Origin of the sequence: Pseudomonas sp. B21-041 (assembly GCF_024748675.1) — a bacterium.
Taxonomy (GTDB): Bacteria; Pseudomonadota; Gammaproteobacteria; order Pseudomonadales; family Pseudomonadaceae; genus Aquipseudomonas; species Aquipseudomonas neuropathica.
This window is the reverse complement of sequence record NZ_CP087175.1, coordinates 3,375,540-3,392,140: the sequence shown is the minus strand read 5'-3', so window position 1 is coordinate 3,392,140 and position 16,601 is coordinate 3,375,540. Positions and strand designations below refer to the sequence as shown.

General features: G+C 59.6%; 11 protein-coding genes. 4 read left to right on the top strand and 7 right to left on the bottom strand.

The annotated features are described in order from the left end of the window. Window positions 1-11: 11 nt before the first annotated feature. Window positions 12-389, top strand: a complete 378-nt coding sequence (locus LOY43_RS15050; RefSeq protein ID WP_003225116.1) for a response regulator — start codon at window positions 12-14, stop codon at window positions 387-389. A 101-nt stretch (window positions 390-490) separates the two neighbouring features. Here LOY43_RS15050 and LOY43_RS15045 read toward each other — a convergent pair whose 3' ends face one another. From LOY43_RS15045 to LOY43_RS15035, 3 genes are all read right to left on the bottom strand, one after another. Then, window positions 491-2,161 (bottom strand): ATP-binding protein, encoded by a 1,671-nt coding sequence (locus LOY43_RS15045; protein ID WP_258708283.1) that lies wholly within the window; start codon window positions 2,159-2,161, stop codon window positions 491-493. Continuing rightward, window positions 2,158-3,660 (bottom strand): ATPase domain-containing protein, encoded by a 1,503-nt coding sequence (locus tag LOY43_RS15040; RefSeq protein WP_093431272.1) that lies wholly within the window; start codon window positions 3,658-3,660, stop codon window positions 2,158-2,160. Before LOY43_RS15040 ends, LOY43_RS15045 begins: the two co-directional genes overlap by 4 nt. Before the next feature lie 131 nt (window positions 3,661-3,791). Continuing rightward, window positions 3,792-4,847, bottom strand: coding sequence for a tetratricopeptide repeat protein (locus tag LOY43_RS15035; RefSeq protein WP_220556259.1), 1,056 nt, complete (start codon window positions 4,845-4,847; stop codon window positions 3,792-3,794). A 170-nt stretch (window positions 4,848-5,017) separates the two neighbouring features. On the opposite strand from LOY43_RS15035, the gene LOY43_RS15030 reads away from it, so the two are divergent. From LOY43_RS15030 to LOY43_RS15020, 3 genes are read left to right on the top strand one after another with little or no spacing between them, the layout of a single operon-like run. Further along, the gene (locus LOY43_RS15030; RefSeq protein WP_258708282.1) at window positions 5,018-7,153 is read left to right on the top strand and encodes an FUSC family protein; all 2,136 of its coding nucleotides are present in this window, start codon (window positions 5,018-5,020) and stop codon (window positions 7,151-7,153) included. Beyond that, complete coding sequence (locus LOY43_RS15025) at window positions 7,143-7,343, top strand: DUF1656 domain-containing protein (RefSeq protein WP_007914938.1); 201 nt, start codon at window positions 7,143-7,145, stop codon at window positions 7,341-7,343. The genes LOY43_RS15030 and LOY43_RS15025 overlap by 11 nt, the downstream gene beginning before the upstream one ends. Window positions 7,344-7,347: 4 nt before the next feature. Continuing rightward, complete coding sequence (locus LOY43_RS15020) at window positions 7,348-8,292, top strand: HlyD family secretion protein (RefSeq protein ID WP_258708281.1); 945 nt, start codon at window positions 7,348-7,350, stop codon at window positions 8,290-8,292. Between the two features lie 206 nt (window positions 8,293-8,498). Here the strand turns inward: LOY43_RS15020 and LOY43_RS15015 are convergent, their stop codons facing one another. The 4 genes from LOY43_RS15015 to LOY43_RS15000 form a co-directional block, all read right to left on the bottom strand. Then, window positions 8,499-9,920: an efflux transporter outer membrane subunit gene (locus tag LOY43_RS15015; RefSeq protein ID WP_095126067.1), complete on the bottom strand. Its 1,422-nt coding sequence runs from the start codon at window positions 9,918-9,920 to the stop codon at window positions 8,499-8,501. Further along, window positions 9,917-13,096 carry an efflux RND transporter permease subunit gene (locus tag LOY43_RS15010; protein WP_258708280.1) on the bottom strand — a complete coding sequence of 1,060 codons (3,180 nt, stop codon included), beginning with the start codon at window positions 13,094-13,096 and terminating at the stop codon, window positions 9,917-9,919. Before LOY43_RS15010 ends, LOY43_RS15015 begins: the two co-directional genes overlap by 4 nt. A gap of 15 nt (window positions 13,097-13,111) precedes the next feature. Beyond that, complete coding sequence (gene mexE / locus LOY43_RS15005) at window positions 13,112-14,365, bottom strand: multidrug efflux RND transporter periplasmic adaptor subunit MexE (protein WP_077573018.1); 1,254 nt, start codon at window positions 14,363-14,365, stop codon at window positions 13,112-13,114. A gap of 272 nt (window positions 14,366-14,637) precedes the next feature. Further along, a complete protein-coding gene (locus LOY43_RS15000; RefSeq protein WP_258708279.1) occupies window positions 14,638-16,377 on the bottom strand; it encodes a dipeptidase in 1,740 nt (579 codons plus the stop codon). Window positions 16,378-16,601: the final 224 nt, after the last annotated feature.

The window sequence follows — 16,601 nt, the reverse complement described above, 5'->3', positions numbered from 1 at the left end:
AAAGGCTTCCCATGAGCGTAGATGCACAAGATGTAGTACTCGTCGTCGAGGACGAACCGGTTATCTTGATGGTCCTGACGGATTACCTGTCAGGGCAGGGGTATCGCGTGTTGCAGGCCGAAAACGGCGAGCAGGCGTTCGAAATTCTTGCGAGCAAGCCACATCTGGACATGTTGATCACCGATTTCCGCTTGCCCGGCGGGATCTCCGGTGTGCAGATCGCCGAGCCGGCCGTTAAGCTGCGCCCGGACCTTAAAGTGATTTTCATCAGCGGTTATCCGCAGGAAATCCGCGAAACCGGCAGCCCGATCACGCGCAAGGCGCCGATCCTGGAAAAGCCGTTCGACCTGGATGTGTTGCAGGAAAAGATTCAGGAATTGCTCGCCTGATATCTGTGTAGGAGCTGCCACAGGCTGCGATCTTTTGATCTTTTTTAACGATCAACATCAAAAGATCGCAGCCTGCGGCAGCTCCTACAGTTTCAGTATTATCAGCTTTTGATCATCTCCCGCACCTTGGCGGTCAGCAGGTCAAACGTGAACGGTTTGGTGATCATCTGCATCCCCGAATCGAGGAACCCGCCACGCACTCCCGCGTGCTCGGCGTATCCGGTGATAAACAGGACCTTCAGACCTGGCCGATATTGTCGACCAACCTCCGCCAGTTGCCGGCCGTTCATGCCCGGCAGACCGACATCACTGATCAGCAGATCGATGCGCTGCGTCGAATTCAGAATCGGCACCGCGCTGTCCGCATCCCAGGCCTCGACGAAGGCATAACCCAACTCACCGAGTACCGCGCAAACCAGCACGCGCACGGCCGGGTCGTCTTCGACGATCAGCACGGTTTCGCCGTCAAGCGCATCCGGCAATTGCGGAATATCGGCGACGGGGCTGGCCAGTTCTTCGCCGCGAAAGCGCGGCAAGTACAGTCTCACTGTGGTGCCTTCATCGATCTCGCTGTCGATCGAGACATGGCCGCGTGACTGCTTGCTGAAACCGTAGATCATCGACAGGCCCAGTCCCGTGCCCTGGCCGATCGGTTTGGTGGTGAAAAACGGATCGAACGCACGGTTGACGACACTTTGAGGCATGCCACTGCCGTTGTCGGTGACACTGAGCATCACGTAATCACCGGGTTCGAGGTTGTTGTAGGCCTCGGTGAATTCGCGCTTGAGCACCTGGTTGCTAGTCTCGACCACCAGTTTGCCGCCGTCGGGCATCGCGTCGCGGGCATTGATCACCAGGTTGAGCAGGGCGCTTTCCAGTTGATTGGGATCCGCCTCCGCAACCCATAGATTGTCGTTGAGGCGCATGTCCAGCTGAATGCTTTCGTTGAGGCTGCGTTGCAGCAACTCGCCCATGGACTGCACCAGGGTGTTCATCTGCACGGCTTTTGAATCGAGCGACTGCCGACGCGAAAACGCCAGCAAGCGGTGGGTCAGGCCGGCGGCACGATTGGCCGAAGTCACGCCCAGATCAATCAGGCTGTCGAGGTCATCGGTGCGACCACGGGCCAAACGTCGACGCAACAACTCAAGACTGCCGATGATGCCAGTGAGCATGTTGTTGAAGTCGTGGGCGATACCACCGGTGAGTTGGCCGACCGCTTCCATTTTCTGTGATTGGCGCAGCGCTTCTTCGTTGTGGCGCAGTTGTGCGGTGCGCTCTTCGACCTGTTGCTCAAGGGTTTCCAGCGTCGATTGCAGGCGCCGTTCGCTCTCACTCAGATCGATCAGCCGGTCGCGGGCTTCGTATTGTCGTCGGCGGCCGCGCAATGCGGCGGAAACCATACTGACCAGCGTCGCCGGATGAAACGGTCGCTCAAGGAACGTCACGTTGCCCAGCAGATCGCTGAGGCGTGAGGAGGGGCCCTGTTCCTGACCGCCGTGATGGGTCAACAGCACAATCGGCAGATCCGACCAGGCAGGTTGCTCTTCCAGATACAGGAACAGCGCTTCCAGTTCCGGCCCGCGCAAGGCTTCGGCGGCGACCAGCACCAGGCCGGCACCGATTTCGATTTCCTTGCACAGCGCACCCAGACTTGGCGTGACGACTCCGCCGTAACCCGCCTCGTTGAGGATCATCAGCGCAATCTGGCTGTCGCGACCCACGGGCGCCAGAATCAGCGCCCGTTCGGCCAGCGGCACTTGAACCGTCACAAGCGCTCTTCCTGCAGTAACGGATTACTCGCGCCGAGGTAGGTCGGGACACCGCGCAGTACGCCCTGAAAGGCTTCCAGCGGTTCGCCGATGGTCATGCCTTGCGTGGAAATGCGGTATTCGCGAATGGTCGATTCATGGCTGCCGGTGCGTTTCTTGATGATCGAGATCGCGCGGCGGACTTTGCCTAGTGCTTCGAAGTAGCGCAACAGAATCACCGTGTCAGCCAGATAAGTAATGTCGACCGGCGCTTGCATGTCGCCGACCAGACCATGCTGGGCAACCGTCATGAACGTCGCCGCGCCTTTGCGGTTCAGGTACAGCAACAGTTCGTGCATGTGCAACACCAGCGCGTTCTCTTCCGGCATTGCTGCCTGATAGCCGTTGATGCTGTCGATAACCACGGTTTTGATTTGACCTTCATCGACGCAGCGCCGCACGCGGTGGGAGAACTCGCCCGGTGACAGTTCGGCGGCGTCGACCTGTTCGATCAACAGATTGCCGGTCGCCTGCAGGGCCTTGAGGTCGATGCCGATGTTTTTCATGCGCTCGAACAGCAGGCCGAGTTCTTCATCGAAGATAAACAGTGCGGCTTTCTCGCCACGGAGCACCGCAGCGGCGGCGAAGATCATCGAGATCAGCGATTTACCGGTACCGGCAGGGCCGAGAATCAGCGTGCTGGAGCCGGTCTCGATGCCGCCGCCGAGCAGGGCGTCCATTTCCGGGATGCCACTGGACAGTTGCAAACGCGCATAGTCGCCACGGTGTTCAGCCGCCACCAGACGCGGGAATACGTGCACGCCGTCGCCCATGATGGTGAAGTCGTGGAAACCGCCGCGATATTTCTGGCCCCGGTACTTGACCACTCGCACGCGTCGCCGCTCGGCGCCGTAGTTAGGCGTCAGCTCTTCGAGGCGGATCACCCCGTGTGCCACACTGTGCACGGTTTTGTCGAGGGATTCGGTGGTCAAGTCGTCAAGCAGCAGTACCGTGGCGTTGTAGCGCACGAAGTAATGCTTGATGGCCAGAATCTGCCGGCGATAACGCAAAGAGCTTTGTGCCAGCAAGCGGATCTCCGACAGGCTGTCGAGCACCACACGCGTGGGCTTGAAACGTTCGACCGCTTCGAAAATCTGCTTGGTGGCTTCGCCCAGTTCCAGGTCGGAGGAATACAGCAGGCTCTGCTGGTGCTCAGCATTGAGCAGGCTTTCCGGGGGCGTCAGCTCGAAGATCTTGATGTTGTCATCCAGCGTCCAGCCGTGGGACGACGCCCCTTGCCTCAGTTCGCGCTCGGTTTCCGAGAGCGTGATGTACAACGAGCGTTCGCCGGCTTTCGCGCCGGCCAGGAGAAAATGCAAAGCGACCGTGGTTTTGCCGGTACCGGGTTCACCCTCCAGCAAAAAAACATGACCGCGAGACAAACCACCGGCCAGGATGTCATCCAGACCCACAATGCCGGTAGCGGCTTTCGCACTGATCAACTCGTTAGAAGTAGACAAAAAATGCCCTCTCATGACTAAGGGAAGCGAGGCCGCCAACTAATTGAGCGGCCTGATTAACTTGACCCTATGGCGTGATGGCAGTTCCGAAATTCCTTGCCGGATGTGTCCAACGAGCGGTCAAAAGTACTTCAGAGGCCTTGCTGTAACGCCGGATCATCGGGGTTCAGCTGCTCCAGTTGCGCCAGCAGGATCTGCACATTCTGCAGTTGTCCGCTTTCCTTCCAGTAATTGATCAGCAAGACCCGCGCCTTGCGGTCGGCGGGGTGGCGCTGGACGATTTCCTGCAACTGCTTCTGCGCCGCTTCCAGTTCTTCGGCGCTGTGCAGGGTGGTGGCGAGGTCGTAGCGATAATCCTTGTTGTCCGGCTCAAGCTCCACCGCTTTGGACAAACCGAGCAGGGCGTATTCGCGCTGATCGTGGTGCAACAGCCAAAGGCCCAAGGCATGTTGCAGATAAGCCGAGTCAGGTTGTGCCTTGAGTTGCTGGCCCAGCAATTGGCGGGCGGCATCGGTTTGGCCCTGGCGATCGAGGACATCGATCTGCATCACCAGCGCCTGCAGATTGCCGGGTTCCATGCGCAGGGTATTCTCAAGCGCGACCTGTGCCTCCTTGAGTTCGGCGTTGTGTAGATGCAGTCGGGCCAGTTGCGCGTAGTTGGCAGCGCTTTCCGGCAGGGCCTTGAGCGTTTGCTCCCAACCGTCGATCGCTTGTTGCAGCGGCGCGAAATACAGCCCCAGCTCATCCGGGGTCAAGCCAAGCAGGGCGTTGATCGCGGCGAAGCGAACAGTTTGATCCTCATCCTCGAGCATTGGCCCGAGCAACAGGCTTCGTTGCCCGCCTGGCACCAGTCCGACCACGCTTTTGATCGCCGCCAGGCGCACGGCGGGGGATTCGTTTTGCAGGTCTGTGTCGGCCAGCTTCAACGCCTGTGGACTCGGATAGTTAGGCAGCTCGCCATGCAGCCACACGCGGCGCTTGACCGAAATGTCCGGACGGCCCAGTTGTTGATACAACTGACGCGCCGCGCCCGGTTGCCCCTTGCGCGCGGCATCCAACGCCTCGCTATAGCCGTGTTTGATCGCATCGGGTATGACCGGCACGGTGCTGCGCACGGACAACCACGCGACAATGACGATAAGCACAAGGCCCAGGCTGATAAGCAAGTAGCGGCGAGACTGAGGCATGCAGGTTTCCGAAACAGGCGTTCTTGAGCAGAGCGGCAAGCTTCGGTCAGCTTCGGCCATGAGTCAAACTCTTGCATGCGAATCGCCCTACAAACTGCGTCGACTCAGTTACCCGTCAGGCTTTCGTTGCAGTGTCTACGCTTGCAGAAGTTGCTTCGATGAGTCTACCCATGCAAGCCCTGTTCAATTACTTCAAGGCCGTGATCCACCCCGGTCAGGCCGTCCTGCTGTTTGCCCTGCGGACCATTGCGGCGGGGTTGCTGACGCTGTATCTGGCGTTTCTGTTCGATCTCGATCAGCCCAAGTGGTCGATCATGGCGGTGGTCATTGTCAGCCAGCCGTTGGCCGGAATGGCGCTGGCACGCAGTTTCGGCCAGGTGATCGGCACGACGCTTGGGGCAGCGGTGGCGGTAGTGATCATGGCGATCTTTCCCCAGGCCCCGCTGCCATTCATTACCACTCTGGCACTGTGGCTGGCGCTGTGCACGGCCGGCGGCACGTTGCTGCGCTACACCAGCTCGCAAGCGTTTGTGCTCAGTGGTTACACCGCTGTGGTCGTGGCGCTATTGGCAATTCCCGACCAGGACGGCACGTTTCTGTTGGCGGTAACCCGCGTCACGGAAACCTTGCTGGCCGTGGCGTGTGTATGTGTGGTCAGTCTGCTGACGGCGAGGCCGCAAGCGGTGGCCAAGGGGTATTTCGCCAAAGTCGATCAGGTGATCAAACTGGCCGCCAGCCATGCCGCCGCCGTGCTTCGTACGGAAGAAAGCGAAGCGGAGTTCCAGCACCGGCAAATGCAACTGCTCGGCGAGATCAGCGCCCTTGAAGGCCTGCGGCGGCACTTGTATTTCGATGCGCCGCGCTTACGCAGTGCCAGCCATCTGGTGCTGCTGTTGGGCAACCAACTGATGCTGCTGACCTCTCGGTTGACCGCATTACGTCATCAGCGCGAACTGCTTACCGAACGCTGGGAAGGCGATCTGCCGCTGGATATCCAGCGCTTGCGCGCCGAAGAGCTAGCGCTGCTCGATCAGTTGGCAGAGCAAGGGCGAGCGCTACCCGAACCCGCACGCCAGCACTTCGTCAAGCTGCAACAACAGTTCGAGGCGTTGGCGTATCAGGCCGAGCAGTTGACTGAAAACATGAGCGCCACCTTGCGCTCGCTGGCCTGGGCGCTGCGCTGGGAACAGGCGCGGCTATTGCAGCAACTGGAGCAAATCCTTGAGCTGAGCGATGCGATTCAGGAAGGGCGTGAGGCCAGTTGTCTTTATCGCGGTCAGGTCAGCCCTCTGCATCTGGATTTCACCCTGGCGTCGATGAATGCGATCCGTGCGTTCACCGCGCTGCTGGTCGCCGGATTGATCTGGATCGAAACCGCGTGGGACGGCGCGCGGGGCGGGATGATTCTGGTGGGAATCCTCTGCTCGCTGATGGCGACGTTCCCGCGTCCGCTGATGGCCGCGCAGAGTTACGCCCGTGGCCTGGGGCTGGCGCTGGTGGTCTCGGCGTTCTACCAATTCATGCTGGTGCCGGCGATCAGTGATTTCGAGCTGCTGGCAATGCTGCTGGCGCCGCTGCTGTATGTGATCGCAATCGGTCTGGCCAGCCCGGCGACGGCAGGCATCGGCATGGGGCTGGGGTTGTCGAGTTTCCTGATGCTCGGCCCGCAGAATGTCGGTACCGGGCAGAACACGGCGATTCAATGGTTCGAATTTGCCGGCGCCTATGTCAGTGCGGCCATGCTTGCCCTGATCGTTTATGCGTGGATTTTCCCGTTTCGCCCGGCGTGGCGCCTTCGCCGTTTGTATAACGAAGCGCGCGAGCAGGTGTATGCGCTGACCAAAACGCCCGCGACCGATGAGCAACAGTTTGCCTTTGAAAGCCGCATGGTCGATCGCCTGACCAGCATGCTCGGCCTGCTGCCGGCGGTGAACAGCCGGCCCATGCAGCAACTGTATGAAATCAGCCTGGCTTGCGTAGCTCTGGGTGTAGCGATGCATCAATTGAGGCAGCAGGCACACAACAATGCATTGCTGACGGACGCTTTCAATCAGCGTCTGGCTTCGGCCGTGCGCAAGACCGGGCGCTTTGTCGCCGGGCGGCAGGACGTTCAATTGGCGCCATTGCTGGCCACCCTGCACACATTGGGCGACGAGCTGGATGAACTGCACGTCGCCAGCCATGAGCATGTGTGGTCGCTGTTTCGTATGCGTGTGGCCCTGCTGATCGTGGTGTCATTCCTGCAGCGCCACGGTGACGCCATCCAGCATTCTGTTCCGGAAGGAGAAGCAGCCCTTGCCCATTGATTTCGAGATTGGCGGTGTCTATCTGCCGCCCATTGCTCAGGCGTTATTGTTGGCCATTCCGATATTCATGCTGCTGGACTGGGGATTGCGGCGTTTGGGCGTGTTGCGTCTGGTCTGGCATGAGGCGCTGTTCGAGGGCGCCTTGTATGCCTGTGTGTGTGCCACGCTGATTTTGCTGATGGGAGCCTGATGCCTTGAAAGTGCTATTCACGCGATTGATCACGTTGGCGGTGGTGCTGCTGGCGATCGTCCTCGGCTGGTTTGCCTGGGAACATTACACGCGCGCGCCATGGACTCGCGATGCCCGGGTCAGGGCAGACGTGGTGACGCTGTCGGCGGATGTGTCGGGGCGTATTGTCAGTCTGGCGGTGCAGGACAACCAGCATGTGCAGAAGGGGCAACTGTTGATGGAGATCGACCCGGCGCGCTATCGCCTCGCGGTGGAGCACTCGCGGCGTTCGGTGGAAGTGGCGAAGGCAACGCTGGGGCAGTCGCAAGCGGCCATTGTTGCCAGCGAAGCCTTACTCAAGCAGCGGCAAAGCGAAGAACGTCGACGGCGTACGCTCAAGCAGGGTTTTGCGATTTCCGGGGAGGAGTGGGAGAAGTCCAGTACCGATGTGGCGGTGGCCCAGGCGGATCTGCTGCGCAATCAAGCCAATCTCGGCCTCGCTGAGGCCAACGTGCAGTTGGCGATTGCCGCACTGACCCAGGCCGAACTGGATTTACAGCGCACCCGCGTCGAGTCGCCAGTCAGCGGTTACGTGACCAACCTCCTGACCCGTGAAGGTGACTACGCGGTGAGCGGCGGTGCTTTGTTGGCGCTGGTCGACAGTGACTCGTTCTACATCAGTGGTTATTTCGAAGAAACCAAACTGCCACGAATCGGCGAGGGCGATCGGGTCCACGTGCAATTGATGAGCGGGGAGACTTTCGGCGGCACGGTGCAGAGCATTGCCTTCGCCATTGCCGACCGCGAAAACGCGCCGGGCAGTCGGCTGCTGGCCAACATCAACCCGAGTTACACCTGGGTGAAACTGGCGCAACGGGTGCCGGTACGGATCGACATTGATGGCGACTATGCCGGCAAGAACCGCCTGCGTGCGGGCACCACAGCGACCGTCACTGTGCTGGAAAACTGATCCCTGTAGGAGCTGCCAAAGGCTGCGATCTTTTGATCTGCTCTTTTAAAGGCAAGTCAAAAGATCGCAGCCTTCGGCAGCTCCTACAGGGGAACAGTGGCGTTCGGGTGATGTGGCGAGGCATAAAAAAGCCCCGCGACCGAATGATACGCGGGGCAAAAAATTTGGTTGGTTGCGGCCAACCAAAGGAGCTCTTTAACAATCGATTACTTGCTGGCGACAGTCTCCGGTTGCCAGCCGCCGCCAAGGGCCTTGTAGATCGCGACAATGCCGCGATACAGGTCAACTTCGGCCTGGGCCTGACTGTCTTCGGCGTTCAGACGTTCGCGCTGAGCGTCGAGCAGCACTAGGAAGTCCGTGGTGCCTTCGCGATAGCGGATTTCAGCCAGGTCAGCCGCCTTGCGGCTTGATTCACTCTGACGGATCAACGAGATCAGGCGTTGCTGACGCTTGCCGTAATCGCTGAAGGCGTTTTCCGATTCTTCCAGTGCCAGCAGCACTTGTTGCTCGTAAGTCGCCAATGCGCCTTCGGCTTCAGCATCGGCGCCACGCAAACGCGCGCGTACGCTGCCAAGGTCGAACGCGGCCCATGTGATGCTCGGGCCAAGTGCCCAGGCGTTGGCCGCCGAGGAACCGATTTGCGAACCACGCCCGGCTGTCCAGCCTAGGAAGCCGCTAAGGCTGACCCGTGGGAACAGATCGGCTTTCGCGACGCCGATGCGCGCTGTGGCCGAAGCCAGGTTGCGTTCCGCGCTGAGGATGTCCGGACGACGTTGCAGCAGTTCGCCCGGGTCACCGATCGGCAAGGCTTTGGCAATCGCTGGCAAGTCTTTTGGACTCAGATCAACGGTCAGCTTGTCCGGACGCTCACCGAGCAGGGTGGCGATGCGGTTTTTCTGCCGAACCTGTTCCGCCTGCAACTGCGGCACGGTGGCTTCAACGTTGGCCAGACGCGCATCGGCGCGCTCGACATCGAGCTGATCACCGACACCGGCGTCTCTCAGGCTGATGGTGATCTTGCGCGACTCTTCTTGGTTTTTCAGGTTGGCCACGGCGATCTTTTCGCGCAGTTGCGCACCACGCAGTTGACCATAAGCGTCCACCAGTTCGGCAATCATGGTGACTTGCAGTTGGTACAGATCGGCTTCGGCCGCTTGCTGGTCGGCGTCGCTGGCTTCCAGATTGCGCTGGATGCGGCCAAACAGGTCCAGCTCCCAGGCCATGTCCAGACCGAGGTCATAGCGTTCGCTATTGACCCGGTCGGTGGTCTGGCCAGGGATTTGCCCCTTGGCCAGATCACTGCTGGCGCGGCTGGTGATGGTCGGCATCGCATCGTTGCTGGCGTCGTCGCGGATCGCCCGGGCGGCTTTCCAGCGCGCGAACGCCACGCGCAGTTCACGGTTGCCTTGCAGTGATTGGGTCACCAACTGGTTGAGGGTCGGATCGTCGAATTGCTGCCACCAGATGCCTTCGAATTTAGAACGGTCGAAGTTCTTTTGCCCGGCGGCGCCGTCGGTGGCGGCCGTGATATTGGCCGCCTCCGTGGCTGGGGTCTTGTAGTCGGGGCCGACGGCGCAGGCACTGAGGGCCAGCACCAGCAGACTCGGCAGGAAGACTTTCAGACTCATTGTTGCGCCTCCAGTTTCATGGCCTTGGCCGCTTTGCGGGCCTCACTGCGTTCAACGAAGTTACGGATCAGTACGTAGAACACTGGCGTCAGCAACAGACCGAAGAAGGTCACCCCGAGCATGCCGGAGAACACCGCCACACCCATGGCGTGACGCATCTCGGCACCGGCACCGCTGGAGAACACCAGTGGCACCACACCCATGATGAACGCGAAGGAAGTCATCAGGATCGGCCGCAGACGCAGACGGCAGGCTTCGAGTACCGCCGCGAGCGGATCGAGACCTTCTTCCTGTTTGTCCTTGGCGAACTCGACGATCAGAATCGCGTTCTTACAGGCAAGTCCCACCAGTACGATCAAGCCGATCTGGGTGAAGATGTTGTTGTCACCGCCCGAGATGATCACACCGGTGATGGCCGACAGTAGGGTCATCGGTACGATCAGGATCACCGCCAGTGGCAGGCTCCAGCTTTCGTATTGAGCGGCGAGCACCAGGAACGCCAGCAGTACGCAGAGCGGGAACACGAACAGCGCGGTGTTGCCGGACAGGATCTGCTGGTAGGTCAGGTCGGTCCACTCGTAGGTCATGCCGTTTGGCAGTTCATCCTTCAGCAGTTTCTCGATGGCTTTCTCGGCCTGGCCGGAGCTGTAGCCCGGGGCAGCCGCGCCGTTGATTTCTGCAGTGATGAAGCCGTTGTAGTGCATCACGCGATCCGGACCCGAGGTGTCGCTGACCTTGATGAAGGTCGCCAGCGGGATCATTTCGCCCTTGTTGTTGCGTACTTTCAGCTGACCGATCTGATCGGATTCGAGGCGGAACTGTTGCTCGGCCTGAACGTTGACCTGATAGGTGCGCCCGAAGCGGTTGAAGTCGTTGGCATACAGCGAACCCAGGTAGATCTGCAGGGTGTCGAAGATGTCGCTGACAGCCACGCCGTGAGTCTTGGCTTTTTCACGGTCGATGGCGGCATCGACCTGAGGCACGTTCACGGTGTAGCTGGTGAACAGCCCGGCCAGTTCCGGCACGCTGTGGCTCTTGTTGATGATGTTCATGGTTTCTTTGTACAGCTCGTCGTAGCCCAGGTTGCCCCGGTCTTCGATTTGCAGGCGGAAACCACCAATGGTGCCCAGACCTTGTACCGGCGGTGGCGGGAAGATCGCCATGTACGCCTCTTGAATGTTCGCGTACTGGCCGTTCAAGGCCCCGGCAATCGAACCGGCGGACATGCTCGGGTCTTTACGCTCGTCGAACGGTTTCAGCGTCACGAAGACGATGCCGGCGTTCGGGCTGTTGGTGAAGCCGTTGATCGAAAGGCCCGGGAACGCTACGGCGCTTTCCACGCCCGGCTGTTTCAGCGCCATGTCAGACATGCGCTTGATCACGTCTTCGGTGCGATCCAGGCTAGAAGCGTCTGGCAATTGCGCGAAAGCCACCAGGTATTGCTTGTCCTGGCCGGGTACGAAACCGGTCGGGGTGCTGGAGAAACCGAAGAAGGTCAGCACCATCAGGCCTGCGTACAGCAGCAGGGCGATGCCGCTGCCACGGATAACCCGGCGCACGGTGCCGACATAGCCATGGCTGGCACGGTCGAAGAAACGGTTGAACGGACGGAACAACCAGCCACCGAAGATCTTGTCGAGCACTTTGGAGAAGCGGTCTTTCGGTGCGTCATGGCTTTTCAGCAACACGGCGGCCAGTGCTGGCGACAGGGTCAGCGAGTTGAACGCCGAAATCACGGTCGAGATTGCAATGGTCAGTGCGAACTGCTTGTAGAACTGCCCGGTGAGGCCGGAGATAAACGCTGCCGGAACAAACACCGCACACAGCACGAGCGCCGTCGCGATGATCGGGCCGGTCACTTCACGCATCGCCCGTTTGGTTGCTTCGACCGGTGTCAGTCCGAGTTCGATGTTCCGTTCGACGTTCTCCACCACCACGATGGCGTCGTCCACTACGATACCGATTGCCAGCACCAGGCCGAACAGCGAGAGCGCGTTGAGTGAGAAGCCAAACAGGTGCATCACCGCAAACGTACCGATCAACGATACCGGTACCGCCACCAACGGAATGATCGAGGCGCGCCAGGTTTGCAGGAACAGGATCACTACCAGCACCACGAGAATCAGCGCTTCAAAGAGGGTGTGAACCACCGCCTCGATCGAGCCTCGCACGAAGATCGTCGGGTCATAGACGATGCTGTAATCCATGCCTTGCGGGAAGTTTTTCTTCAGCTCGTCCATCTTGCCGCGAACTTCGTTCGAGATGTCGATGGCATTGGAGCCTGGGCGCTGGAAGATCGGAATGGCCACTGCCGGCTGGTTGTCCAGCAACGAACGCAGCGCGTATTGGCTGGAGCCCAGCTCAACGCGAGCGATGTCTTTGAGGCGAGTGATTTCACCGTTGTCGCCTGCGCGAATAATGATGTTCTCGAACTCTTCCTCGCTGACCAGTCGGCCCTGAGTGTTGACCGACAGCTGGAAGCTCTGGGCATTCGGGGCAGGGGGCGCACCGAGTTGACCGGCCGCGACTTGACGGTTCTGTTCACGAATTGCCGTGACCACATCAGTCGCCGTCAGATTGCGCGAAGCGGTCTTGTTCGGGTCAAGCCAGACACGCAGCGAGTAGTCGCCCATACCGAACAGCTGTACGTCGCCGACACCGTTCAGACGAGCGAGCTCATCCTTGATGTTGAGGATTGCGTAGTTGGACAGGTAGAGCATGTCGTAGCGCTTGTCCGGGGAGGTCAAGTGCACAACCATGGTCAGGTCGGGCGACGCTTTGTCGACGGTGATACCGATGCGCGTCACTTCCTCGGGAAGCTTCGGCTCGGTGCGGGTCACCCGGTTTTGCACCTGCACCTGCGCATTGTCCAGGTCAGTGCCCAGAGCGAAGGTAATGGTCAGGGTGATCTTGCCGTCGGCGGTCGACTGCGAGGACATGTACAGCATGTTCTCGACGCCGGTGATGGCTTGCTCCAGCGGAGCGGCCACGGTTTCACCGATGACTTTAGGGTTGGCGCCCGGGAAGTTGGCACGCACCACCACGGTCGGTGGCACGACTTCCGGGTATTCGCTGATCGGTAGCTGGAACAGCGAGATCGCACCGGCGATCAGGATCAACAGCGACAGCACCGCTGCGAAGATCGGCCGTGAAATGAAGAATTGGGAAAAATTCATCGGAGTTGTCGTCCCTTAACCGCGTGGGGTCGTAGCAGCCAGCTTCACAACCGAACCGGACGCGCCTTTGGCAGGGGCGACTTTGGGCAGGTTGCTGGCTTCCAGCGCTTGACGTTGTTGAGCGAGTGCCGCGATGGTCTGTTCGCTGGCCATCGGCACCACTTCAGGGGTAACCGGGGAGCCAGGACGAACCCGTTGCAGACCCTTGACGATGATCGTGTCGTCCTTGTTCAGGCCGTTACGGACGATGCGCAGGCCTTCGATCTTCGGACCCAGTTCAACGGCGCGGTATGCGGTTTTGTTGTCCGCATCCATCACCAGTACGAACTTCTTGCCCAGGTCAGTGCCGACCGCTTCATCGTTGATCAGCATGGCGTTGTAGGTGCCGCTGCCGACCAGTTTCAGGCGTGCGTACAGGCCCGGGGTGTAGGTGCCATCGCTGTTGTCGAACACCGCGCGACCACGGATGGTGCCGGTTTTCGGGTTGACCTGGTTATCGACGAAGTTCATCTGACCGAGGTGCGGGTTGCCGTCTTCGTTGGACAGGCCCATGTACACCGGGGTGGTCGCGCCGCGCTGACCGTTACGGGCGAGTTGGGTGTATTTGAGGAACACACGCTCGTCGGCGTCGAAGTAGGCATAAACACGGTCGGTGGAAACCACACTGGTCAGCGGCGTGGTGTCGGCGGTCACCAGGTTACCGGCGGTGATCTCGGCACGGCTGACGCGGCCACTGATCGGCGCGGTGACACGGGTGAAGCTGAGGTTCAGTTTGGCCAGATCCAGTTGCGCTTGCAGGGCACCGACGGCGGCGCGGGCTTCTTGAGCGGCGCTGGTGCGCGAGTCGGCCAGTTCGGCGGAAATGGCGTTGCTGGCACGCAGGCGTTCACCACGACCGGCTTCGTTTTCACTGCGGGTGGCGTTGGCGCGGGATTGAGCAACCAGGGCTTCGAGGCGGCGTACCTCAGCCTGGAATGGACGCGGATCGATCTGGAACAGCAGGTCGCCTTTCTTGACCAGTGCGCCTTCAGTGAAAGCGACGTCATCAATCTGGCCGGAGACCCGTGGACGGATTTCAACGGTTTCCGGCGCTTCTAGGCGCCCGGTGAATTCGTCCCACTCGTTGACCGGTTGTTCCAGCACCTTGGCCACGCTGACTTTCGCAGCGGGCATAGTGGCGGCAGTCTCCGGAGTCTTGCCGCAGGCGCTCATCACCAGTACGGCCAACATGGCCAACGGGAAGCGCAAATGTTTGAGTGACTGTTCCATGGATGCATCCGCCAATGTATTGAAGATGGGCGGATGATGCTCGGCGGGGTGTGATGGCACGAATCGAATGAAGCAAAGGTAACTATCATTCGGAATGATATAAGGCCCGAACGAGCCCTCTAGCATGCACCTTTCGTTAGGTGGCTATCAATCTCTCTGAGGGCAATTCTGTGTTGCCCGGTGTGCAAAAGTCAGGAGAGAAGCTGCACTGCGGGAATTACGCGGGGATTAAAAATGCCGAACCCGCCACGGCGGCGGGTTCGACAATGCGGTCAGAGTTTCGGCAACTGGCCGATGCGGCCGATCATTTCCGTGACGATCTGCAGATCCAGCTGGAATTGCTCCACAGTCTTGAACTCGCCATCGGTGTGACCGGTGTATTTCACATTTGGCATGGCCAGACCGAATTGCACGCCATTCGGCAGCTCATGCACCGAGGTGGCGCCGGCGGAGGTGCCGAACTCGTGTTTCATACCGAGGTTTTCTGTCGATACCGCCAACAACGCCTTGACCCATTCGCCCTCAGGATTGCGGTACATCGGCTCCGCAATCGAGTAGTCGAACGCAACCGCTACGTGGGATTTCTTGCTCCACGCCGCCAGTTTCTCAGCGATTTCAGCCTTGAGTTTTTCCGGCGACTTGCCCTTCGGCACGCGCAGGTTGACCGCGAGTTTGAAGGCCTTTTCGTCCATGCCGACGTAGGTCAGCGACGTTGTTAGCGGCCCCATGAAGGCATCGGAGAAACCGACATTCAGCTTGTTGCCCAGGTAATCCAGACCCCAGTTGTCGGTAGCGTAACGCGCGGCGTCGGTGATGTGGTTGTGCTTGAACGCGACTTTGCCATCAAGGCTATTGATAAAGACCAGCATCCGCGCGACCGGGTTGACCCCGGATTCTGGCTCGGAGGAGTGCGCAGATACGCCAGTCACGGTCAGTTTGACGTCTTTGCCGTCGACCTTGGCGCTCACCTGGAAATCGCCGCCATTGCGCTTGGCAAACTCATCACCGGCCTTTTGCAGACTGGCAGCCAGCTCCGCAGGCTTGTCGGTGACCAGCGTGGCGACCGACGCCGATGGAATCTGGTTGGTCGCCAGGCCGCCGGTCATCGACATGATTTCGGCACCTTTGCCTTCACCTCTGCGCTTGGCAAAGTTGGCCATGACGGTGCCGTAGCCTTTCTCGGCAATCACCACCGGGTAACCACCGTCCAGCGCCAGGTTGTAGTTTGGCGTCGGGTTGCGTTCGAAGTAGTAAGGGATCGCGTCGCCCGTGGTTTCTTCGGTGGTGTCGACCAGCAACTTGAAGTTGCGCACCAGCGGCAGTTTTTCTTCCTTGATGACTTTCATGGCATACAGCGTGACGACGATACCGTTCTTGTCATCCTCGGTGCCGCGACCGTACATGCGATCGCCGATCAGGGTGATCTTGAACGGGTCGAGGCGGGTGCCATCCTTGAGCACCCAGTTTTCCGGCGTCACCGGCACCACGTCGGCATGCGCGTGAATACCAACCACTTCATCGCCACTGCCATCGAGGGAAATCTCGTAGACGCGGTTGTCGATGTTGCGGAATTTCAGATTGAACGACTCGGCGAGACTTTTGATCTTCGCCGCTATCTTGATGAATTCCGGATTGTCGTGCTGCTCAACGCCGTCCTTGCGAAAGGTCGGGATTTCCACCAGTTCGCGCAGGGTTTCAGTGGCGGCAGCGCTGTATTTCGCTCGCGTGTAGATACCCAGCAGACGATAGATTTCGTTCTGCTGCTCGGCGTTTAAAGTCTTGTTATCGAGATAGGCGCCAATCGCCGGACCAATGTCAGCGGTTTTCGCCAGATCGCTCTTGCCCAAGTTGCCGAGGAACTGGCGGAAGTCTGTGGCTTTGTCAGCGCTGTAAGTCTTTAGGATTTCAGCGCTCTGCTGCGGGGTGATATTGGCTTGCGCGGGCGCCGTGAACACGGCAAGACCGGCCAGCATCAACGTGGTGGCAGCCAGTTTTTTGAAAGGGACATTCATTACGAAGGGCATTCCTTTGCAGGGCAGTGAGTTAGGCGTGCCTCAAGGTTGAGACACATACGCTTACAAGCTAACACCGTGCCAGAGCCTTGCGGGAGTCCTGAAAGGGGATGTGTCGCACAAAAATGCAAAAGAGGCGCACAAATGAAAAAGCCCGGGGAAGGTTTCCGGGCTTTTTTATGGGGGCTCACCTGACGACCAGCGCTTCTCCAAATCCTTGCGCC